Origin of the sequence: Rivularia sp. PCC 7116, assembly GCF_000316665.1 — a bacterium.
GTDB lineage: Bacteria > Cyanobacteriota > Cyanobacteriia > Cyanobacteriales > Nostocaceae > Rivularia.
In genome coordinates, this window is sequence record NC_019678.1 from 3,505,497 (window position 1) to 3,527,614 (window position 22,118).

The following is a 22,118-nucleotide window of genomic DNA, read 5'->3' on the forward strand; positions in this document are numbered from 1 at the left end:
GAATATAATATTCTTTTGTGAATAATTATCATTAATTTTGACAGACCCAGTGGGCTAATAGTTTACTGTCATGCTGGCAGATTTGAGCTATCAGACCTGATTAAGCAGTCAAAATTGACAAAGAAAAAATTAAATTGATTCATTATTAACATTCTGCGAACAACTTATCAATTACCTTAGAAGGTGAACAGGTGTGTCTTTAACTGACCCTAACCCAGCTAAGGCGAGTGTAAGCAGTAATACTGATGGCTATGTTTATGCCATTTCCCTTGTAGCAACTGCGAAAAGTATGCCGAAATTCGGTAGACGATGTCGAGTTGTCTTTGGGAAAAATTTTGTTGAAAAGGGTTAAGTAATCAATCGGAGTGGTAGAAAATATGTATTATCAAGGTGCTGTTGAAAGTACTGCTAACACGGAATCAGGTAGCCGCGTTTTTCTATATGAAGTAGTGGGTTTACGTCAAAGCGAAGAAACTGACAAAACAAACTACCCAATTCGTAAAAGTGGCAGTGTATTCATCAGAGTGCCTTACAACCGCATGAATCAAGAAATGCGGCGTATTACTCGTCTAGGCGGCAAAATTGTTAGTATTCAGTCTATGGATACCTTGGAGCAACTTGGCTCGAAAGGAGCTTCAAATGGCAGTAATGGTGCTAGCAGTGAAGGGGATGTTAAAGCCACATCAGAGTCTAGGAAGAAGGATAAAAAAGGCAACACCATGACTGAAGCGAAAGCCAAGAAGAAGGACGTTCCAGTAAATATTTACCGTCCCAAGAATCCATATGTCGGTAAATGTCTATCTAATGAAGAATTGGTTGGTGAAGGCGGTATTGGTACCGTGCGTCATCTGAAATTCGACATTTCTGGCGGAGACTTGCGTTATCTTGAAGGTCAAAGTATCGGTATTATTCCACCCGGAGTAGACAAGAATGGTAAGCCTGAGAAACTCAGACTGTACTCCATCGCTTCAACTCAACATGGTGATGACGTAGATGATAAAACTGTGTCATTGTGCGTTCGCCGCTTGGAATACAAGCACCCCGAATCAGGTGAAATGGTATACGGTGTTTGCTCAACTTACTTGACTGGTCTTGAAGTCGGAGCAGATGTCCAGATTACTGGTCCTGTGGGTAAAGAAATGTTATTACCCGATAACCCCGAAGCTAACATCATTATGATGGGAACCGGAACGGGTATTGCTCCTTTCCGTGCTTATTTATGGCGGATGTTCAAGGATGAAGAGAAGAAAGTAAACACAGATTATCAGTTCAAGGGCTTGGCTTGGCTGATATTCGGTATTCCTACAACTCCTAACATTCTTTATAAGGAAGAATTAGAAGAATTACAGTCTAAGTATCCAGACAACTTCCGTTTGACTTACGCTATCAGCCGCGAACAGAAGAACAAAGATGGTGGCAGAATGTACATCCAGCACCGTTGCGAGGAGTACGCTGAAGAGTTATGGAAAATGGTGAAGGACGAAAACACTTATGTCTACATTTGTGGTTTGAAGGGTATGGAAGACGGTATTGATGCCGCACTTTCTGCTGCTGCTGCAAAAGAAGGCGTAGAGTGGAGTTCTTATCAAAAGCAACTCAAGAAGGCACATCGCTGGAACGTTGAAACTTACTAAGAAAAGTTGTTGGTCTGAAAGTAAACTTTTGACTGTTAACTTTTGACATAAAATACTTAGGTAGGGTATATTGCCCTACCTATATTATTAAGTGGAGTTGGGTGCTGTAATCGTGGCTTTTAAACTGGGAATCTTAGGATTGGGTACCGTCGGATGCGGTACGGTGCAGTTATTAACTGATAGCGATGGTCGTCATCCTTTATTAGAAGAAATTGAAATATATCGTGTTGGAGTGCGATCGCTAGATAAGCCTCGTGAAGTAAAATTGCCCAAAGGGGTTGTCACCACAGATTTAGAAGCGATTGTCACCGACCCAGAGATAGATATTGTTGTAGAAGTAATGGGTGGTTTAGAGCCAGCTAGAGAGTTGATGCTCAAAGCTATTCGTAACGGTAAGCATGTAGTAACTGCGAATAAAGCCGCGATTTCCCGTTTTGGAGAAGAATTGTATACAGCCGCCAATCAAGCGGGAGTATATGTAATGCTTGAGGCATCTGTGGGTGGTGGAATTCCGGTAATTCAACCGCTAAAGCAATCTTTGAGCGTTAATAAAATTCAAGCCGTGACGGGGATTATTAACGGAACCACTAACTATATCTTGACGCGGATGCAGGATGAAGGCAGCAGTTTCGATGATGTATTAGCTGATGCTCAGAAATTAGGTTATGCCGAAGCCGATCCGACTGCTGACGTAGAAGGTTTAGACGCTGCCGATAAAATTTCTATCTTGGCTTCTATAGCCTTTGATGGAGGTGTAAATCGGGAAGATGTGTATTGTGAAGGGATTCGGCAGATTAGCAAAACCGATATTGAATACGCTCAAAAGCTAGGATTTGTAATTAAATTGTTGGCGATCGCTAAAAAAGTTAATCAATCGTCCCTTTCTGTAAGAGTGCATCCAACTTTAGTACCTTCGGAACATCCCTTAGCGAGTATCCACGGCGTAAATAATGCCATTTTTGTTGAAGGTGAACCCATCGGAGAAGTAATGTTTTTTGGTCCGGGTGCGGGTGCGGGTGCTACAGCTTCCGCCGTGTCATCAGATATTTTAAATCTTGTATCTCAACTTATAAGTTTACCTGAATCGAATAGCGAAAATTCAAAATATAAAATTTCAAATTTAGATCCGCTATTAGCTAGTTTTCATCAAGAGTATTCTCAATTAGCTCCTTCTGAAGAACTTGTTACAAGATTTTATGCGCGTTTCCTAACAAAAGACCAACCCGGAGTAATTGGTAAATTAGGTACTTGTTTTGGCAAACATGGAGTCAGCTTAGAATCAGTTGTGCAAACCGGTTTTCAAGAAAAATTAGCCGAAATAGTAGTAGTTACTCATGACGTTAGTGAAGGTAGTTTTCACCAAGCTTTGGAAGAAATTGGCACCTTAGAAGCAATTGACAGCATTCCTAGTTTGTTGCGAGTACTTTAACAGCGAACAGTCAGCAGTGAGCAGTTATTCCCAATGCCCAATTCCCAATTGCCAATGCCTAATGCCCAATTCTCAATGTCGAATTAACAAAAAATATTGAAAAAAGTACAGTAAGGGGATAGTCTATGGCTTAATTCTGTTAGATGCTAATTCTAATACCAACAAGATAATTAACACCATGACTAATCAACCACCTCCCAATCCTGGCTCGTCTTCAGACGATGATTTAGGGTTTGATGATTTGATAGGCATACTGGTTGCTTTTTTAACTATCGGTACTGTTCTTTTCTGGTCGCTTTCTCGAAGAGAAACAAACTGGGGTTTTGGCAATTTGTTGTCAAAAGCTCCCGCGAGTGACAAGGTAATAGCAAGGTCAGATAAAAAAGATAATAAGTTAAATGATTTGACAGCTTTGTTGGCTCCTTCTCCAGAACCAAATAACAACATTAAGCCCAATCAACCAATCGTTGAAGCTGAACCAAGCCAAAGAAATGCAAATCCAGTTTTATTAGAAAGAGAAACTTTTGACGCGATGATACCGCCATTCATAGTACCACCTGGGACAAGAGTACCACCAGACTATGACAAAGTAACTGGAAATAATACTAATAACGCGGGGGTAAATGTAACAGATGATAAGCTCAAGCCTGTGGATGTACCGGTAGTTGTTAATAAGCCGACTCCAACACAGACACCTACTCCAACACAGGCTGCTACTCCAACACAGACACCTACCCCAACAGCAACCCCAGAAGCAAAAGCGACAAAACCACCTACAATTCCGCCACCAAAAGATTTTGCGGATGTACCTGCTGATTTTTGGGCAAAGCCTTTTGTAGATAAGCTTTCATCGCGGAAACTGATTACAGGTTATGAAAACAATACCTATAGACCGCAGCAACCAGTAACCCGTGCTGAGTTCGCGGCGATGATTGACAGAGCATTTCAAACCGATCTTACTAATGCTAATAGAACTTTTGCGGATGTACCCAATGATTTTTGGGCACAAAAGCAAATTAAAAATGCTGTCGATAAAAAGTTTATGAAAGGTTATGACGCAAATACCTTTAGACCAGAACAGAGGATTCCGCGAGTGCAAGTTATAGCAGCATTAGTTAGCGGACTGGATAAAACTTTAAAAACTCCTGCTTCACCAGATCAAGCTTTAGGTAATTACCAAGATGCCGACCAAATTCCTCAATGGGCAAGAGAACAAGTTGCAATTGCTACAGCGAATGGCTTAATTGTAAATTATCCAGACCAAAAATTGTTCCGACCCAATGAAGAAGCTACACGCGCGGAGGTAGCAGCCATGCTTCACCAAGCTTTAGTGAAAATCGATAAAGTCGAACCGATAAAATCACAATACGTGATAAATCAGTAGTAGTTGACTACAAAGTATGAAAGTTGGGTTGTGGTGCTGTTTTGCTTGCTGGCAATTAGTGTTTAGTTAGAGCAATTCTGACTGCTTAGTTTTCGACCTAACGTCGGGAGATGTAGCAGTGCTACGTCTCTACAACTCTTAAGAATTAATCAAAAGAACTACTAGCCCTAGAGCGAGACGCTTTCACTACAATTTTCTGATGATAATTAGACAAAATGCAGACCCCCAAAAGGTCTGCATTATGATTTTACGTATATGGAAAATGCTTTGCATCGTATCAGCCGTATCCAACGGCTAATTACTGATTTTTAAGCATCTTTGCCTACTACTTGTGATTTCAGGGTTGTGATTTCGCTGGTCAATTCATTGCGGGTGGAGGCTTTGAGTAAGTAGCGGTAGATAAACCAAGCAGAATAGCCAATACCAATTAATTCAAAAGTCGGTGCTACTAAAGGAACATCATTTAATGCGTCCAAAATAGCCAGCACAACTCTAACTGCAATTAGGGCAGCTATACCTATACCAAAGACAATTAAAGGCTGCTTGTACTGATTAAAGAAGGTTCCAGCGTTATCGGAGAACTGTTTTAAAAAGCTAGAAAGTTGCTCTCCATATTTCAGCCATTGCTCTTGAGATTGCGTGGAAGGCTGAATTTTGGTTATAGTTCCAGTAGGGTTATTCATTTCTGGCACTTTTGTCTCTGATGTTTTAGTTTCCACGGTTTCTGGTTCTTGCATTGGGGCTTCCATGATTGTGGTACTTGTTTTTATTGTTCTGGGGACAGTTATAACTATTACGTTTTTTGGGTAGATATTACCGCTTTTATGAGCAAAGTTAGAAAAGCGGTACAAAACGATTTTAGTTACCGGCGTTTTAGGATTATCCCTCAACCACTACTTCAACAACTTAAGAAGTTGAGATTTAGAAGACAGAGGTTATAAGTCAGAAGCGAGCAAGATATACCATTTTAGGCAAATTGGGTTTCTGAATTTTAAAAACTAGAACCCCAAAAACGGTAATTTTATCTTGCGCTTACAAGTTGCTAATAATCATAGCCATTTAAGTACAGATTATGCAAAAATCTGTTAAGTTTTTAGTTTTTATATGAATCGGACAGTTAGGATGCTCTAAAACGAGAAGGTTCTTTATCTTAACTCCCGAAATAAAGGGCTTGCCTGAGTCGTTTACCATTTATTTCCATCGTGAGCAAACAATCTTCACAGAAGCGACTATTAATTTGTACTTTTTTAGCATTAGCATCCGGTTTTTTTGGAGGTTATATCGGCGGGCAAATCAGTTTGCAAGCCCACAGCCAAAATTGCCAGAATCAACGCTGGGAATTATTTAAAGCAGGTTGTAAAGTTGCGATCGCGCCTGGTGCTATGTGGCAGGGCAGCACTACAGGTATTTGGACTGGAAGCGTCTTGGGTGCTTTTTTCGGTGGTTTAGTAACGCGGAAGGAGTAACAGTGAGTAGTGAGCAGTGAGCAGTGAGCAGTGAGCAGTGAGCAGTGAGCAGTGAGCAGTGAGCAGTGAACGGTTAGGAGTTACCAATTACCAATTACCAATTACCCATTCCCAATGCCCAATACCCAATGCCCAATTGTGCATTCAAGTTTTTAGTTCAAGCGGTGGGGTGTTTGTAAGTTATTCCAGTTTTTCCAAGAACTGCTGTTGGTATCAAAACATCGCCACGAACCGTTCTCGGACTCTTGATAACAAAATAAACTGCGTTCGCTGGCGTAAATATTATCGGTAAAGTAATATACTATATCGCGAAAAGGATAGGTTTTCCGGCTTAATCGTTTTGCTACAGCTTGGTTGGGACATTCAACTACAAACACTGGCTCAGAATCTATATAGCCTAAAGAGAAGATGCACATTCGTAAGATAGCTCGCAGCCAGCTTTCTGAATTTTCAAAACATTTATCAACAATTGTATTGCTTAAAGCTCTTTCTAATTTACGATTTTGTTTATCGGGAATACGATGCTCTGACATACCGTCACCATATTGCAGAGGGCGTTGTTTTGAGATTAAACTATAAGCTCTTTGGGTGACAAGCGCATACGCGAAATTACTGCATCTAAATGTTCAAATAGGGAATGTGAACGGTGAACAGTAACCAGTAACCGGGAAGCAGGGATCGGGGAATAGGTAACAGGAAAATAGGGAGTAGCAATAGTTATTAATTTTATAACAGCTAACTGTTGACTGTTAACTGGTAACTGTTAACTGGTAAAATTTATTTAAGTTAATAAAAATAATTTGTGATGACTGCTGACGCTAATCAAATGAATGCATCAACTAAGGGTGCTGATGCTGTTGACGAAGCTATTGCTAAAGGTATTGATTTAGATGGCTCTGCCATTGAACCTGAAAAGCTGGATTTATATAACAAAGTAATGGCTTTGGAAGGTAATAGACAGCGTAGTGGTGTAAAGAATACTATGCGATCGCGCATTGTGAGAATTGGTGCGAAACATATTTCTCAAGAGGAACTTAATAAAATGCTCTCCGAAGCTGATTTCTTGCCTTTGAAGGAAAAGGAAATCGCTTTTTATTATGGTGGGAAGTAAGGTAAAGCTGATTTCGGGCAATGTATAATTAATTATTTTAATTATTAGTAGCAAGGATGCTTCTGCCACAAAAGTTTCAGCATATTGCCTTTTTGGCTTTATAGTCGAGATCATATTTGACTATAAAATTCAAAACTATAGATTTTTCAGAATAGCAGCTTTAAATTATTTAACGAAATAATTAATCAACCCGGTTTTTTTAAAAAACCGGGTTTTTCAATACTAAGTAACTTCGTAGGTTGCTGAAAAATACTTCATACATTGTCTTTTCCCGTTTCCCATTCCCCATTCCCTGTTCCCTAATAAAAAAATATTTGTTTTTGCGTAAAAGTTGGACGTAGAGGAAGATACCAGAATAGAAGTTACCAAACCTATTATGGATAATGCTCTCAACCAACAGTTACAGCAATTAGTCGAGGAGATTAAGCAATATTCTGCTAACGACTGTAGCACCACGATCCGAGTTAGACGACGGATAGCTTTGAATAAGTTTGTTAATGCTGTTGTAAATTCTGGACGATTGTGCAAGCAAACTCAGTGGTCTGGATTGCCTAATTATGAAGATTATCATAATGAGGCATTGCAGCTAACTTTGATGGAAATATGCAAAAAAATTGACGAATATAATCCACAATATCCTGTCATGGTATGGGTAAATAAAATTTTTCACTGGCGATTTATTGATGTTGTTAATAAGGAACGTAGGAGAGGACTTACCAGGGTTCCGAGAGGGGAAACAATATCGCCAGTTTTGTCTTTAGATGATATCAATAAGGAAATAAATACAGAAAATTCAATATCACAACAAGAAATTGTGAAGGAAATTATCTGCAAAGACCCAGAAAATTATCTGGTTAGTCAACATTTAAGAGGGCATTCGGAAGCGAATTTACAAGCCATTTTGATTTTACTATTAGAGGGAAAAAAGTGGAAAGAGATTTCTCAATATTTGGGTGTTCCTTTGACAACGGCTTCTAGTTTTTATCAACGTCGAATGCATAAAATTATTGACTATTTAAAGAAGTATATATAGAAGTAAATTAACCCGTGCCACCCAAATAGTTTTATCATGAACAGTACCACCCAAAAACTCAGCTTTACAGTGAACTTGTCTTTTGAAGCTCACTCAATAGCTCAAGAATTAGTATCGAAAATCTCGAATCAAAAAAAACGCCAACAGATTTATTTAAATAGTTTAGCTGTTTTTGCAGTCAATCATTATTTACTGTGCATGGGGTTTGAGACTGATTACTTAGAAGGTGACAGTCGAAATCCTGTAGCCGTTCAATTAATGAATGTCGCCGATTTAATAGTGAAAGATATTGGAAAATTAGAATGTATTCCAATTTTAGCTGAAACGGAAGTTGTGGAAATTCCTCCGGAGGTTTGGGAAGATAGAGTTGGTTATATTTTTGTAGAGTTAAATGATTCTCTTAAGGAAGCCAATATATTAGGTTTTATTCCTAAAGCAAGGGATAAGGTTTTTTTAAGTAAATTAAATTCTTTGGAAGATTTTCTAGTTTATTTAACTGAATTGGAAGTCGTAGAATCTGTCCAAGCTGAAACAACATCTCATGTTATTAGTTTTAGACAATGGTGGGATGGAGTTATTGATACTAGCTGGCAAAAAGTTGAACAATTATTAAATCCTCAACAGTTAGGTTTAGCTTATAGAAGTAATATGAGCCTTATCACTAGAGGACAAAAAATTGATTTAGGAATGCATTTAGATCAAATTTCTGTGGCTTTGGTAATGAAAGTTATGTCGGAAAGCGACAGTGAAGAAGTTGATATTTTAACCCAAGTGTATCCTGTGGGAGAAATGGCTTTACCGGAAGGAATTAAATTAATTATCGGGGATGAAACTGGAGAAGGTTCGGAAGTTGTTTCGAGAGAAGATGATAACTGGATTCAATCGGAATTTAGTGCTGAATCTGGGGAAAGGTTTAGTATTACAGTTGCTTATGGTGATTCGGAGGTGAAGAAAGAATTTGAAGTATGAAATGGATTTTAGATTTTAACTACGGATGCGTTTATGCAGGGATTTTGGATTATAGAATGCATCTTTAATAAATTGTTAATCTAAAATCCCTTTTTTAATATCAGCTTTTTCAAATTTAGCTATAGCCGTAATTATTACGTTGATTAAATAGTTAGAATGCTGGGTTACTCTGAGAATACGCCGAAAAATAAATTATTCGTAATATATCGTTATTAGCATAATCTCATGGTGCGTTACGGCAATTTAAAGATTGTAATCTCGATTAAAATTACTCAAGCCGTAACACACCCTACATGGGTTTCTCCGCAGCTTTTTGTATAATAATTTATTTTTTTCTGTTACCAGATTCTTGATATAAGTACGCTACAACCAGATAAATGTTCGATTTTTACGTTATTTTTGCGTAAAATTATGCACAAACTACCGATAACTTAATATAGCTTCCGGTATCGTTGCGGTAACAAATATGAAAAAGTTAGTTGTACTTAAACTGGATGGTGATTTTAATCAAGGGTTTAGCGTAAGTTTAGAAATCGGTGAAGATGGTAAGCGCGCGGATGTTGAGTTAAACGACAGTCAGTTACGATTGCCTGCTATCCCCAAGCTTCCTAATATTTATCAAGAGTGGTGTAGAAGCTATCGCGGTTTAGATGGATATCGAATAAAAGTTAAAAAGGGGCATTTATCAAACGTTAAAGTTTCTTCTTTAAAGGAAGATTGTCAGACGAAAGCTGATAATATCAAGCTGATTTTTACTAACTGGTTAAAAGCTGATTCGTTTTACCGAATTAAGGAAAAATGTTTAATACATTTATCTCCTGAAGATGAAATTAGATTTATTATTCGTACTACTGAATTTCAGTTACGAAAACTTCCTTGGCATTTATGGGATTTGTTTGATAGTTATCCCGATGCTGAGATAGGTTTAAGTTCTTTTGATAGTCGTAGTTTTACTAGAAGTTATCGCAATCGGGTAAGAATTTTAATTGTTTTGGGCAATAGTGAAGGAATCAATGTTGTTGAAGATGAAAAGCTTTTAAAAGAATATTGTCAAGATGCTGAATTAGTTGTTTTAACTGAACCTTCTGTATTAGAGTTAAACGAATATATTTGGGATGAAAGAGGTTGGGATATTCTTTTCTTTTCCGGGCATAGTCAAACGGAATCGGAACAAGGAATAATTTATCTAAATAGCGGTGAATCTTTAACAATAGCAGAATTGAAGGAAAGTTTAAAAAGAGCGGTTAGGGGTGGATTAAAGTTAGCTTTTTTTAATTCTTGCGATGGTTTGGGAATTGCTGCTGAATTGGAAAATTTGCATATCCCGCAAGTAATTGTGATGCGGGAACCCGTTCCGGATAAGTTAGCAAACCATTTTTTAAAATACTTTTTTGATGAATTTACTGGGGGAAAGTCTTTTTATAAGTCGGTTAATATTGCTCGGAGAAAGTTACAGGGATTAGAGAAAAAATATCCCTGTGCAAGTTGGTTGCCGGTGATTGTGCAGAATTTATTGGAAATACCTCCCACATGGCAAAGTTTGGGTGCGATCGCCAAGAATCCTTATTTGGGTTTGGCTGCTTTTAAGGAGGAGGATGCAGCTAATTTTTTTGGTAGAGAATTTGTCACAAGACAGTTGGTTTCGACGGTTAATGAAAAGCCGTTTTTTGCTGTTGTAGGTGCTTCGGGAAGTGGAAAATCTAGCGTGGTTTTTGCGGGTTTGATTCCGCAGTTGAAGCAGAATAAGAAACGTGATTGGTTGATTGTTGATTTTCGTCCAGGTAATAATCCTTTTAAATCTTTGGCTATTGGTTTATTACAAGGATTTTTGCATTTGGAACCTCACCCTAACCCTTTTCTTGGTAGGGAGAGGGAATTAGCAAAACCTCACTCTAGCCCTTTTCTTGGTAGGGAGAGGGAATTAGCAAAACCTCACCCTAACCCTCTCCTTGTTAAGGAGAGGGGACAGGAGTTTGAATCTCTTTCTAATGTTTCTGTTGGTAAGGAGAGGGAAGAAGATTTGAATTCTAATCGTTTGACGGAGTTGGAATTAGAAGTTGAGTTAAGAAGTGGTAAAAATAGTTTAGAAAATTTTGTTGAACCGTTTATTATTGGCAATCAAAAGTTACGTTTAGCGATAATTGTAGACCAATTTGAAGAACTTTTTACTTTATGTTCCGATACAGATTCTCGCCATCTTTTTATCAATAATTTACTTAATTTAACTGAAATTCCTGGCTGTCATGTAATTATCACGCTACGAGCGGATTTTTACGCGGAAGCTTTATCATATCGCCTTTTGGCTGATGCTTTGCAGGATGCTCAGGTGAATTTGGCTGCGATGGATGAGGAAGAATTGCGAGCAGCGATTGAAAAACCAGCAGGTAATTACAGCGTCAGTTTAGAAGAAGGTTTGAGTCAACGTTTGATTGATGCTGTCTTGGAATCTCCGAGTAATTTACCTTTGTTGGAATTTACTTTGACTCAGCTGTGGGGAAAGCAGCATGATGGTTGGTTAACTCATCAAGCTTATGAAGATATTGGTGGTGTGGAAACTGCTTTGGCTAACCATGCGGAAGCAATTTACGCTCAGTTAAGTTTAGTAGATAAAGAGAAGGTGCAGCAGATATTTGTTCAATTGGTGCAACCTTCAGAAATCAGCGCAGATATTCGCCGTTTGGCGATTCGGGAAGAAGTGGGGAATTGGGATTTGGTTTCTCGGTTAGCTGATGGGCGTTTGGTGGTAACAAATAGCAATCAAGTTACTGGAGTAGAAACGGTTGAAATTGTTCACGAAGCGTTAATTAAAAATTGGCGACGATTGCAAAAGTGGATGTTGGAAGATAGAGATTTTAGGTATTGGCAAGAGCATTTAAGGGTTTTTATTAGACAGTGGGAAAAAAGCGATAAAGATGAGGGGGCTTTGTTGCGCGGTAAGCCGTTAATTGATGCGGAAGAATGGTTACTGCAACGCTCAAATCAATTTAGTTCCGTTGAACAAGGTTTTATTGATTTAAGTTTAGATTTACGCAATAGAGAAACACGAGAAAAGGAAGCAGCGAGAAGAAAAGTTATTGTTTGGTTAGTTTGTGGTTTGATTGCTGCTTTAATATTAGCTGCAATTGCTGAAGATAAACGTCGAGAAAGCGAGATTAATCAAATAAATACTTTGAGTTTGACTGCAAAAACTTTGTTAAATTCGGGGAATCAAGTTGAAGCGTTGAATTCTACTTTAGAAGCGAATAATAAACTGATTGAATTAAGAAATAATTTGGATGCCGAAACTAAAAATGGATTATTTAGCTCTCTGCTAGAAAATTTTAATTCGATTCGCGAATTTAATAGTTTAAATGCTCATGATGGTGCTGTTAATAGCGTTGATATTAGTGATGATGGCAAGCTTTTAGCTTCTGGTAGTGATGATAATAAGATTAAGATTTGGCGACGGGATGGGAAGATTTTGCAAACGCTGTTAGGACATAAACAAGGCATTTTTAGTGTTATATTTAGTCCTGATGATAAATTTATGATTGCTGCGAGTTTTGACAATACGGTTAGTTTGTGGCGATATAATTCCACGACAGGTTTATTTACAAATCGTCCTTTTGTAAGAATATCAGAACCTGATGGATTGTGGGCGATCGCCTTTAATCCAAATAATAATATTATCGCCACTGCAAGCGAAAACGGCAAAGTCAAATTTTGGACTCTCGACGGTAAATTAATTAAAACAATTCCCGCTCACGATGAAAAAATCTGGGGTCTAAATTTTAGTGCAGATGGAAAATATTTAGCTACCGCAAGCGCCGATAATACTATTAAGATATGGGATAGTCAGGGAAGGTTTTTAAAAACTTTGACAGGTCATAAAGATAAAGTTTTAAGCGTAAATTTTAGTCCCGATAGTAAATATATTGTTTCTGGAAGCGAAGATAAAACTGTTAAACTTTGGGATTTAACAGGTAAATTATTACATACATTTGAAGGTCATACAAATGACGTTTTAGACGTGCGTTTTAATCCAGATGGTAAATTGATTGCTTCAGCAAGTGCCGACGATACGGTTCGAGTTTGGGATGTTGCTTTAAAAGAAGAATATCAGCAAGTTAGATATGGTAGCAAAGCAATTGAAGTTAAATTTAGTCCTGACGGTAAAACTTTTGCTACTGCGAGTGGAGATAAAACCGTTAAGCTAAGTTACCTTAAGGGCATTTTACCAACTTTTACAGGGAATAGCGTTAGTATTAGTCCCGATAGTGAAACTGTTGCGATCGCGAATCAAAATATAATTACTCTACAACGACGGAATGGAAATTTGATTCGTCGTTTTGATGTAGAAATAGAAGAAATTAACAAGGTAATATTTAGTCCCACGGGAAAGTATTTTGCAACGATTGATAGCGAGAATCAAATAAAAGTTTGGAATTTAAAAGGAAAGCTTTTACGAAATTGGCAGGGACATGATGTCAAAAATAATCCTATGGATTTTGATGCAATTCAAGATATTGATATTAGTCCCGATGGTAAAACAATTGCCACAATTAGCAGAGTTGATAAACAAGTTAAGCTGTGGAATTTGCAAGGGAAGTTAATTAAAAGCTGGCAATTTAATGATTATTTCGCGACGAGTATTAAATTTAGTCCCGGCGGAGAAACTTTAGCAATTGCTGAAGGTAAAAATGTAACATTGTGGAATTTAGAAGGGAACTTATTACGTACAATTACTGGTCATAAAGATAGTATTGCAGCTTTAAGTTTTAATTCTGATGGCAGAATAATTGCCACTGCAAGTAACGATAAAACAGTTAAACTTTGGCAGCACGATACGGGTAAGCTGTTGCAAACTTTAGCTCACCAAGACAATGTTTATGCCGTTACTTTTAGTGCTGATGATTCTTTGGTGATTTCTGGAAGTACAGATAAAAGTTTGAATTTATGGACTATGAGCGGAAAGTTACTTAATACTATCGAAGCACATCAGGGAAAGATTAAGGAAATTGAATTTAGTCGAGATAATAATATATTTGCTTCGGTAGATATGGAAGATAACGTGATTTTGTGGAATTTGGATATTGATGAATTGCAACAGCGCGGTTGTGATTGGTTAAAGGATTATTTGAGGACGAATGTTGATTTGGATCGGAAGGTTTGCGATTGATTGAAACCTCACCCCCTTCCCCTCTCCTTGTTAAGGAGAGGGGTGATATATTCTTTCTTCTCTCTTTGTTAAGGAAAGGGGTGATATGTTCTTTCCCCTCTCTTTGTTAAGGAAAGGGGTGATATGTTCTCTTCACTCTCACCTTGATAAGAAGAAGGATGATATGTTCTCTTCCCCTCTCCTTGATAAGGAGAGGGGTGCCGCAGGCGGGGTGAGGTTTAAATTACGATGAAAACGAATTAATATTTTACCAATTATGAATTACAAAAAACTAATTTCCCTAACCCTAACAATTGCCACCTTAACCACAATAAATACAATCATCCCACAAATTAAAACCCAAGCCAACCAACCGCAAAATAAACCAACAACAACTCAAACAAAAGCTAGCGATTGGTATTACCAAGGGATAATTAAAGCGAACCAAAAAGATTACCAAGGCGCGATTAATGATTTTACAAAAGCGATTCAAATGAATCCCCAATACGCAGCAGCTTATCATCAACGGGGTTTAATTTATGCTAATTATGCTCGTGGTAAAATATTGCGTTCCGATGGTACTTTACCGGGATGCGTGAGAGTTGATGATTATAGTGTTAGCTGTGAAGTTAAAGTAACTGCGAATTGGAAACAGCAGAATCAACAACAAGCTATCAAAGATTTTAATCGAGTAATTAAAATTAGTCCTCGATATGCAGCAGCTTATCGTCAAAGGGGATTGATTCAAGAAAATCGAGGGGATAAGTTAAAGGATGTTCAGGTAGCAGCAGATATTTATCATTCTCAGGCTTTAAGGTATTTGGATCGGGAGAATTATTTACAAGCAGCCAGACTTTTAGAAAAGGTTGATAAATTATATTTAGAAATGAATCCAGAAGCAGGAATTATAGAACGTCCTACGGGTTCTCCTGGAGCGCTTTCTGATTATAAAAAATCCCCCTATCAGTTAATGAGAGAGGGAACACAAGCTTTGGACAAAGCAGATTTGCAAACGGCTTTGAGGAAGTATAGATTGGCTGCGCGGAAATTGAAGTACGGTACTAAGAAGGATAGGAGGAAGTATAGGGATTTGCAGGGGATTATTGGAAAGCTTGAGGGGAAGAAGAGGTGATGAGGATTAGCAATTAGGGAATTATGGGGTTTAATTCCTAGTTCCTGGGGTTTATTGTTGTAATTGTTGTAATAGATTTATTACTTGTTCATATCTAGTAGTATTATTTTTAGATTTATACAGTTGGGCGGCTTTTTGTAAATCTTGAATAGCTTTTTGTTTATTTCCTATTTCAATTAGAACTAATGCTCTATTTTGGTAAGCTAAAGCAAACTTGCGATCCATTTGAATAAATTTGTTGAAATTAGCCAGTGCTAAATCCCATTTCTTTTGGTAAGAGTAAATATATCCCCGCCTTAAGTAAGCTATATTATCCGCAAAATTAATTTGAATAAGTTTGTTGAAATCAGCAAGTGCTAAATCCCATTTTTGTTGAAAATAGTAAAAATGTCCGCGAGTAAGGTAAGCAATACCGGATTTAGGATTAATTTGAATAGCTTTGTTATAATGAGGCAGCGCTAAATCCCATTTTTTGTTAGTATTGTTTTTATAAAGATTTCCCCAATTGAGATAAAATAATGCACGAGGACTAAGTTTAATTGCTTGTTTAATTGCTATCTCAGCTTCTTTATACTGTTTTAAATACGTTAAAACTTTTGATTTTTCGTAATAGAGATTCGGGTTTTTAGGTTGAAGCTTAATTGCTTTGTCTATTGCTATTAATGCTTTGTCTAACTCGCCTATAGAACTATTAAATGAGCTTAAGGTTTGCCAAGCAGCAACAAAATTAGATTTTAATTTGACAGCTTGATTTAATGCAGCAATAGCTTCTCTACTTTTGCTCTGCTGTGCTAACGCTAAACTCTTACCATAGAAAGCTAAATGAACAAAAGCTGGTTTTTGGTTAATGGCTTCATCAAAGGCTTTAACTGCTTCTTCATTACGACGCAACCGCCAAAGTTGATTTCCTCTTTCTAACCATTGGGAAGCAGAAGCATTTCCTTTAGAAACATCAACTGATAATATTGCTTTTTCGATTAACTTGTTTTTCTGTGCGTTCAGTCGTGGTGGTCGGGTATTTTCTAAGTTTGGCGGTTTTACACTTAATCGCGGAACTACCCCTAAGAAGGTACTTACAGGAATACCTAAACTATATCCTATCTGAAAATCTCCTTCAGTTCCTTCAGTACGTCCGTGAATACCAATTACTCTTCCTTGCCAATTTAAAACCGGACCTCCACTCATTCCACCATAAGTGATGCTGGTGTAAACTAACTCATACCCTCCAGTTAAAGAACTAGCTCTTTGTAATTTACCAAAATTATAATTTTGAAAATCAGATTGTTTAGTTCTTGTCAGCCCGAAATCTTTATCAAATATTTGTCCTACTGTAAACCGCCAAGGTGAATCATTTTTTAATTTAGGATATCCCGCAGTAAATATATAATTACCTTCATTGGGATTATAATCAGCAAGAGTCGCTATTTCATAATTCTCAGAACTCTTAAACTTAACTACCGCTAAATCAACTCCTGACTCAATTTTGATACTGCTTTTATCTGCAGCATATTTATCGCCATCTGGTGCTAATATTTCATAAATATTACCAGGACATGGCGGTGTCCCGTTTTCACTTTCGCACAATACATGAGCCGATGTTAAAACGGTGTAAGTATTCCCTTCTTTAGCAATAATTATTCCCGAACCATTCGCTGTACTACTACTATCAATTCTTACCGTAAATTGTTTAGCTTTTTGTTCTAATTCTCCTAACCATCCTGTATATTCCGGTTCCGGTATTGCAGCACCACCTTCTGGTAAAGGTAATTTATAAGCTGTCAATAAATCACTATCAACCCATGCTAAAACAGTTGAAATCGGAATACCCCAACTCAACTTTCTCATTTCTGTAATTTCCGCTTCACTCGGACGTTTACCATTTTGATAAACATAACCTGTATTTAAAATCGGATAAGCACTTTTACCATTGATCCCTACAAGTTCCCCCATCGAATTAAGAATTGCACCACCGCTCATTCCTTGTTCGATGTTGCTGCTATAACCAATTTCGTATCCTTCTTTTAAATTAGAAGTCTTTTTAACTTCCCCTTCACTAAATACAATATTTCCCGTCGAACCAGAAAAACCCGCAGCCAAAATATTTGTATTAATATCGGGTGTTGCTGTAGAAACTTCTGCGAAACAATAACTTTGACTGCTTTGGAATTTTAATAGGGTAATATCTGAATTTTTAAAGTTTTTTTGCGGAATTATTTCTGCTGAATAAGTTTTACCGTCAGCAGTTTGTAATTTAATCGAATTCACACCTTGAATTACATGAGAATTGGTTAAAACTAAATAATTATTTCCTTGTTTACCGATTAGCGTTCCCGAACCACCGTTGTTATCTCCGATGATTTTTACTGTGATTTTATTAGCAAGGGTTTGTAGTTCTTTGGTTGAATATTCTTCGTTTTCTCGTTCGATTTGGCAAATTGAATTTTGGGCTATGGAAGGAGGAGCGGCTTTGATGGGGGAGGTGGGGAATTGTAATAAGAATAGAGAGGAAAGAAGGATTAAGTTGCGGTTCATTTTTTTGATAGGTGAATGGATGGCGAATGAATGGCAGGGGATTTTTTCGTTGTTGCGGAAAATGTAGATCCCTCTAAATCCCCCTTAAAAAGGGGGACTTGAAAGGCTAAATTGGGGAACTTAAGCCCCCCTTGATAAGGGGGGTTGGGGGGATCTCATTTCTCTAATCCTCAACCTCTACCAAAGGTGCTTTATCAAAAACATTCTGCATTTCAACATACAATTGCTTACCGGAATTTTGATAAAGAACTGTTGATGATTGTCCTTCAAATATCCCTAAAAGTCTTTGTAAAACTATCTTGGGATTATGACCGTGTTTAATGGTAAACAAGTGATTATCTTTAGTACAGTTTTCTCCTTGTTTGGCTGCACAAATAACTGGATATCCGTTACGTTTTCCTGTTGATAAATAATCTAATCTACCTTCGTCATAATATTTCTGAAAGTTTTTTGTTACCGATGCACAACGTTTTTCCGGACTCCAACTTGAAAAATATTCAGATTTCCAGCCAATTAAACGTACATGCCCGTTACGTTTGGGTACCCAAGCTACTGTTGCAGGAATATTTGATTCGCTGGCTGGATCGAAGATTTCTTTACACAAGAATTTAACTGCATCCTGTTGAGAATTTTCGGCTTTTTCTTGGGTTGATGTATCTGCTAAATTACCGATTATCATCTGACTAAATGTTGGGGAGATGTTGTTAGTAAAAACCAAAATTGTGGTTAATGTGGAGAGTCCGATATTTAGAATAAAATTGCGCTGCATTGATTTGATTCCTTGATTTTTGAATTAAATAAATATTGAGAAATTAGAAGCCGCACGCAATACCCTAGAAGGGTATCGCTACATTTACGAAGCCTGCCTCCGCAGGCTATCAAGCCCAGGCAGGTGGGCTTTGTATCTGTAGCCCCACTCTTCGAGGGTGAGGGCGAATGTGGTTGATTACTAGACACCGAGGTAATTACCATTAGGGATTAACAACCGCTCGCAAACTATAATCACCTGCTTGTCCACCTGCGGAAGATTTCGCTTCTATTACATAAACTCCATCCGCTGGTATAGCTATAGAGATTCGAGAATTAAAATCACCGGCTCCTTTGTCGTCGTTTTGAGCTATTCGTTGATAATCTCTACCTCTAGAAGTTTCGATAGCTTGATATAAACCCAAAGCGGGATTCATGTTTTTACTTGTCATCTCAATGGTGACTTTTTGTCCTGCTTTACCTTGAAAAACATACAGGTTCAAAAAGCCATTTTCTTTTGTTAGTTTGTCATTGATGACTTTATCGTTAAGGGAGATAGGAATAAATTCTCGCTGTTTTTGTCTTTCTAATGTGGAATCTTGAGATACATCACCTTTTCTTGCAGCAGCTATAAATGACTTTACTTTGGATGCGGGTATTGCAAAGTTCATTCCTGTATTTAATTTTGCAGGTGAGCCAGTTATAATTCTCGTGTTTACACCGACTACTTGACCTTTGGTATTAAGTAATGGTCCCCCGGAATTACCTCCAAAAACTGCTGCGTCGTGTTGAACCTCTCCATTGCTCTTGTTGATACGAGTGATGTGTCCCTGAGTAAACGTGTCTTTAAATTCAGGATTAAGAGGTGAACCAAGCGCAAACACGCGATCGCCAACTTGAGCGCTGTTATCAGAAGCTAGTGTGAGTGTCCGTAAATTCTTTTGTCCGTGAATTTTTAACACTGCTAAATCTAATCCACCTTTAGCAAAACCAAGCACGTCAGCAGGAATTTTTCTCCCATCTGGAAATTCAACGGTAACTACACTCGGACTTCCTTCGACGACATGAGCGTTGGTAATAATCAATCCATCTTGACTAACCACAAAACCGCTTCCGTGTCCTTTTCCATCCTTTACCGTTACAACCGTCGAACTTGCCTTTTTATAAACGCTGCGAGCAATTTGTTCTGATGCGGTTTGCGCTACAGCACTGTTGGAATACCCTAATTTATCTCTTTGAACAGATAAAACTTCTTCGATAGCTATCAAACCAATCCAGTTAAATAAAACACACAGTGTCAAACCACTAAATCGAGATAATTTACTGTTAACCATTAGTTTATATTTGCTTAATAGACTCTATATCAGCGGTCAAGACGGAATAAAAAGCGATTTTGCACAAAGTGATTTAATTGACCGTACAATATGCATAAATCTCAGTCAATACACTTAACGGCAATTTTTTGTGTAAACTCAAATTGCACCCCTCGAAATTAGCTTCTGATAGAATTACTGACTGAAGAGTGCTTTTTTACGCAAATTATTTAATTTTTTTGAAGTGGTTTATTCTTTTGTGAGGAATATTTCTTGTAGGGTGCTGTGACGCTGTGAGAAAATTTGAACGTAGTAATATCGCTGTTTAGCGTCACGCACCACCGTTTATTGTGACAATAAACTACCGCGTCACTGTTAGTTGAAGAAGGTGCGTTACGGCAATTCCTAAGTTTCTCTTACTATTAAATTATTCCGTAGCCGTAGCACACCCTACGTCTGAAAATCAAATGATTAAAGCCCACGCAGGTGGGCTTCGCAATTGTAGCCCCACCCTTCGAGGGTAAGGGCGTATTTATTGTCAATATCTCACTTTGACTTTTGCATTTTCTCCTCAGAAACCCAATCACCATGAAAGCCATAGGGTACTCGCTGCGGAATCAATACCCGCGCTACTGGCTCGGATGTCATATCTTGAGCATCAACTACTACTAATTCAGATATATCCTCGTTAGAGTCATACACAAAAGTAATTACCCAACCTTCATCTTCCCCGTTTCCACCGGCGCGGGGTGCAAATACTGCTTCACCACCATAACGCCCTTTGCCAAATTCGTGAGTTTGGGATTTACCGCTATTCAATTCATATTTAATTACACCTTCAAAACTAGGCATCGCACCTTGTCCCATTTTGCCAGCGTAACCGTAGCGGGTTGGTTGCCCTAAAAAGTTATCGTTGACGCGAGGGAATTCTGAAGGTACATCGTCTAACTTTTCTTCGCGCACGCTACCGTCTTTTAAGTTAAATCTCCAACGATATAGGTATGGAATATCTCCTTCGGCATCGCGTTGCTCGTTATTGGTGGCAAGCACATTTGTGGAATTCATCCGACAAGCAACAAGTATTACTTCATCTCCCTCTTCGTAAGCATTTAAAGTATGCCATACAAAGCAAGAGGGAGCTTCAAACCAGCGAATATCATTATTATCGCCGTGACGGGGAACTATACCAAAACGACTGGCTCTATCTTTCTCAAACATCATACCGGGTTCGCCTTTTTGCATTCGCATGGGGTTGAATGTCAATGGCAAATCCATAAATATTGTATAGTTGGCGGTGATGGCGAAATCGTGCATCATTACTCCCATCGGTAATTCAATGGGTACGGTTTTCAAAAGTTCGCCTTCTGATGAAACTACACTGTAATGTAAGAATGGCGGAGCAAATGAATAGCCGAAAAACATCATTTCACCGGTTACGGCATCTACTTTAGGATGTGCGGTAAAGGCTGATTGCAATTTACCGTTGTAATTATATTCGCCAAAAGTGTCTAATTCTGGAAGTTTAATTGCATGAGGGGCACCTCCCTCCCAAAGCGCTAAAAATTCTCCCGCGTGCCATACCAGCGCCGTATTCGCAGCGTTTTTATATGCTCCGTGGGGATTATCCATCTGCGGAGGCTCTAACATCCCACTCCACACGGCTTTACCTTCTTGATGTTCGATTTGCCATCCTTTGGTTCGCACGTAACGGTTGCGATAGCTGGCTTTACCGTTAGAAATCCTTACGCCGTGGAGCATTCCGTCGCCATCAAACCAATGATACTGCCCTTTGGGTTGCCATTGAGGATTGGGGCCATTTCTCACAAACATTCCCGACAAATCGGGGGGTAATTCTCCAATTATTTTTAAATTATCGGCGGTAATTTCTTCGCGCACCGGAGCATAATTACCATCGAGAAAGGGATTTACTGCTGCTGTTACCATTGTTAGAGGTTAAAGGTTAAAGGTTAGAGGTTAAAGGTTAATCTGTTTTAGATTAAGGGCGTTGCACAATTGAGATATGAATTTATTCTTCTTATATTTAATATGCCCCCTAAATTCCCCAAAACTGGGGGACTTGAAATTATTTTTATCCCGCCAAGTTAGGGGTTAGGGGGCTTCGGCATACTTCTAATCAGCAACGCCAGATTAACAATTTTGGGTTTATTTGACGGATGAATTGCAACTTATATTTTATAACGTTGAGAAACCCGGTTTTGAGGAAAAACCGG

General features: G+C 38.2%; 15 protein-coding genes. 9 read left to right on the forward strand and 6 right to left on the reverse strand.

Going from position 1 to position 22,118, the window contains the following annotated elements; genetic code table 11:
• The first annotated feature begins 377 nt into the window (after positions 1-377).
• From petH to RIV7116_RS13725, 3 genes are all read left to right on the forward strand, one after another.
• On the forward strand, positions 378-1,634 hold the full coding sequence (gene petH, locus RIV7116_RS13715) for a ferredoxin--NADP reductase (RefSeq protein WP_015118897.1): 1,257 nt from the start codon (positions 378-380) through the stop codon (positions 1,632-1,634).
• A gap of 112 nt (positions 1,635-1,746) precedes the next feature.
• On the forward strand, positions 1,747-3,063 hold the full coding sequence (locus tag RIV7116_RS13720; protein WP_044291811.1) for a homoserine dehydrogenase: 1,317 nt from the start codon (positions 1,747-1,749) through the stop codon (positions 3,061-3,063).
• Between the two features lie 178 nt (positions 3,064-3,241).
• On the forward strand, positions 3,242-4,447 hold the full coding sequence (locus RIV7116_RS13725; protein ID WP_015118899.1) for an S-layer homology domain-containing protein: 1,206 nt from the start codon (positions 3,242-3,244) through the stop codon (positions 4,445-4,447).
• A gap of 308 nt (positions 4,448-4,755) precedes the next feature.
• Here RIV7116_RS13725 and RIV7116_RS13730 read toward each other — a convergent pair whose 3' ends face one another.
• The gene (locus tag RIV7116_RS13730; protein WP_044290934.1) at positions 4,756-5,196 is read right to left on the reverse strand and encodes a CAAD domain-containing protein; all 441 of its coding nucleotides are present in this window, start codon (positions 5,194-5,196) and stop codon (positions 4,756-4,758) included.
• 453 nt (positions 5,197-5,649) lie between these two features.
• On the opposite strand from RIV7116_RS13730, the gene RIV7116_RS13735 reads away from it, so the two are divergent.
• On the forward strand, positions 5,650-5,913 hold the full coding sequence (locus tag RIV7116_RS13735; RefSeq protein WP_015118901.1) for a hypothetical protein: 264 nt from the start codon (positions 5,650-5,652) through the stop codon (positions 5,911-5,913).
• Positions 5,914-6,065: 152 nt separating this feature from the next.
• On the opposite strand, the gene RIV7116_RS13740 is transcribed toward RIV7116_RS13735, so the two are convergent.
• A complete protein-coding gene (locus RIV7116_RS13740; protein WP_015118902.1) occupies positions 6,066-6,446 on the reverse strand; it encodes a hypothetical protein in 381 nt (126 codons plus the stop codon).
• Between the two features lie 272 nt (positions 6,447-6,718).
• On the opposite strand from RIV7116_RS13740, the gene RIV7116_RS13745 reads away from it, so the two are divergent.
• From RIV7116_RS13745 to RIV7116_RS13765, 5 genes are all read left to right on the forward strand, one after another.
• Positions 6,719-7,024, forward strand: a complete 306-nt coding sequence (locus RIV7116_RS13745) for a DUF4090 family protein (protein ID WP_015118903.1) — start codon at positions 6,719-6,721, stop codon at positions 7,022-7,024.
• Positions 7,025-7,400: 376 nt separating this feature from the next.
• A complete protein-coding gene (locus RIV7116_RS13750) occupies positions 7,401-8,057 on the forward strand; it encodes a sigma-70 family RNA polymerase sigma factor (RefSeq protein ID WP_015118904.1) in 657 nt (218 codons plus the stop codon).
• Between the two features lie 36 nt (positions 8,058-8,093).
• Complete coding sequence (locus RIV7116_RS13755; RefSeq protein WP_015118905.1) at positions 8,094-9,026, forward strand: DUF1822 family protein; 933 nt, start codon at positions 8,094-8,096, stop codon at positions 9,024-9,026.
• A 466-nt stretch (positions 9,027-9,492) separates the two neighbouring features.
• Positions 9,493-14,184, forward strand: coding sequence for a CHAT domain-containing protein (locus RIV7116_RS13760; protein ID WP_015118906.1), 4,692 nt, complete (start codon positions 9,493-9,495; stop codon positions 14,182-14,184).
• 256 nt (positions 14,185-14,440) lie between these two features.
• Complete coding sequence (locus RIV7116_RS13765; RefSeq protein ID WP_015118907.1) at positions 14,441-15,295, forward strand: tetratricopeptide repeat protein; 855 nt, start codon at positions 14,441-14,443, stop codon at positions 15,293-15,295.
• Positions 15,296-15,346: 51 nt separating this feature from the next.
• Here the strand turns inward: RIV7116_RS13765 and RIV7116_RS13770 are convergent, their stop codons facing one another.
• The 4 genes from RIV7116_RS13770 to RIV7116_RS13785 all read right to left on the reverse strand — a co-directional run bounded on the left by RIV7116_RS13770 (position 15,347) and on the right by RIV7116_RS13785 (position 21,831).
• Positions 15,347-17,827, reverse strand: a complete 2,481-nt coding sequence (locus tag RIV7116_RS13770) for a tetratricopeptide repeat-containing serine protease family protein (RefSeq protein WP_015118908.1) — start codon at positions 17,825-17,827, stop codon at positions 15,347-15,349.
• Between the two features lie 163 nt (positions 17,828-17,990).
• Positions 17,991-18,596: a COP23 domain-containing protein gene (locus RIV7116_RS13775; RefSeq protein ID WP_015118909.1), complete on the reverse strand. Its 606-nt coding sequence runs from the start codon at positions 18,594-18,596 to the stop codon at positions 17,991-17,993.
• Between the two features lie 202 nt (positions 18,597-18,798).
• A complete protein-coding gene (locus RIV7116_RS13780) occupies positions 18,799-19,908 on the reverse strand; it encodes a S1C family serine protease (RefSeq protein WP_015118910.1) in 1,110 nt (369 codons plus the stop codon).
• 525 nt (positions 19,909-20,433) lie between these two features.
• Entirely contained in the window at positions 20,434-21,831 is a 1,398-nt protein-coding gene (locus RIV7116_RS13785; protein ID WP_015118911.1) for a carotenoid oxygenase family protein, read from the reverse strand.
• Positions 21,832-22,118 lie beyond the last annotated feature (287 nt).

Excerpts from the sequence above, each read along its gene's own strand:
- RIV7116_RS13780 (WP_015118910.1), bottom strand. The coding sequence starts at position 19,908 with ATGGTTAACAGTAAATTATCTCGATTTAGTGGTTTGACACTGTGTGTT.
- RIV7116_RS13775 (WP_015118909.1), bottom strand. The coding sequence starts at position 18,596 with ATGCAGCGCAATTTTATTCTAAATATCGGACTCTCCACATTAACCACA.
- RIV7116_RS13730 (WP_044290934.1), bottom strand. The coding sequence starts at position 5,196 with ATGGAAGCCCCAATGCAAGAACCAGAAACCGTGGAAACTAAAACATCA.
- RIV7116_RS13750 (WP_015118904.1), top strand. The coding sequence starts at position 7,401 with ATGGATAATGCTCTCAACCAACAGTTACAGCAATTAGTCGAGGAGATT.
- RIV7116_RS13725 (WP_015118899.1), top strand. The coding sequence starts at position 3,242 with ATGACTAATCAACCACCTCCCAATCCTGGCTCGTCTTCAGACGATGAT.
- petH (WP_015118897.1), top strand. The coding sequence starts at position 378 with ATGTATTATCAAGGTGCTGTTGAAAGTACTGCTAACACGGAATCAGGT.
- RIV7116_RS13745 (WP_015118903.1), top strand. The coding sequence starts at position 6,719 with ATGACTGCTGACGCTAATCAAATGAATGCATCAACTAAGGGTGCTGAT.
- RIV7116_RS13770 (WP_015118908.1), bottom strand. The coding sequence starts at position 17,827 with ATGAACCGCAACTTAATCCTTCTTTCCTCTCTATTCTTATTACAATTC.
- RIV7116_RS13785 (WP_015118911.1), bottom strand. The coding sequence starts at position 21,831 with ATGGTAACAGCAGCAGTAAATCCCTTTCTCGATGGTAATTATGCTCCG.
- RIV7116_RS13740 (WP_015118902.1), bottom strand. The coding sequence starts at position 6,446 with ATGTCAGAGCATCGTATTCCCGATAAACAAAATCGTAAATTAGAAAGA.
- RIV7116_RS13755 (WP_015118905.1), top strand. The coding sequence starts at position 8,094 with ATGAACAGTACCACCCAAAAACTCAGCTTTACAGTGAACTTGTCTTTT.
- RIV7116_RS13765 (WP_015118907.1), top strand. The coding sequence starts at position 14,441 with ATGAATTACAAAAAACTAATTTCCCTAACCCTAACAATTGCCACCTTA.
- RIV7116_RS13760 (WP_015118906.1), top strand. The coding sequence starts at position 9,493 with ATGAAAAAGTTAGTTGTACTTAAACTGGATGGTGATTTTAATCAAGGG.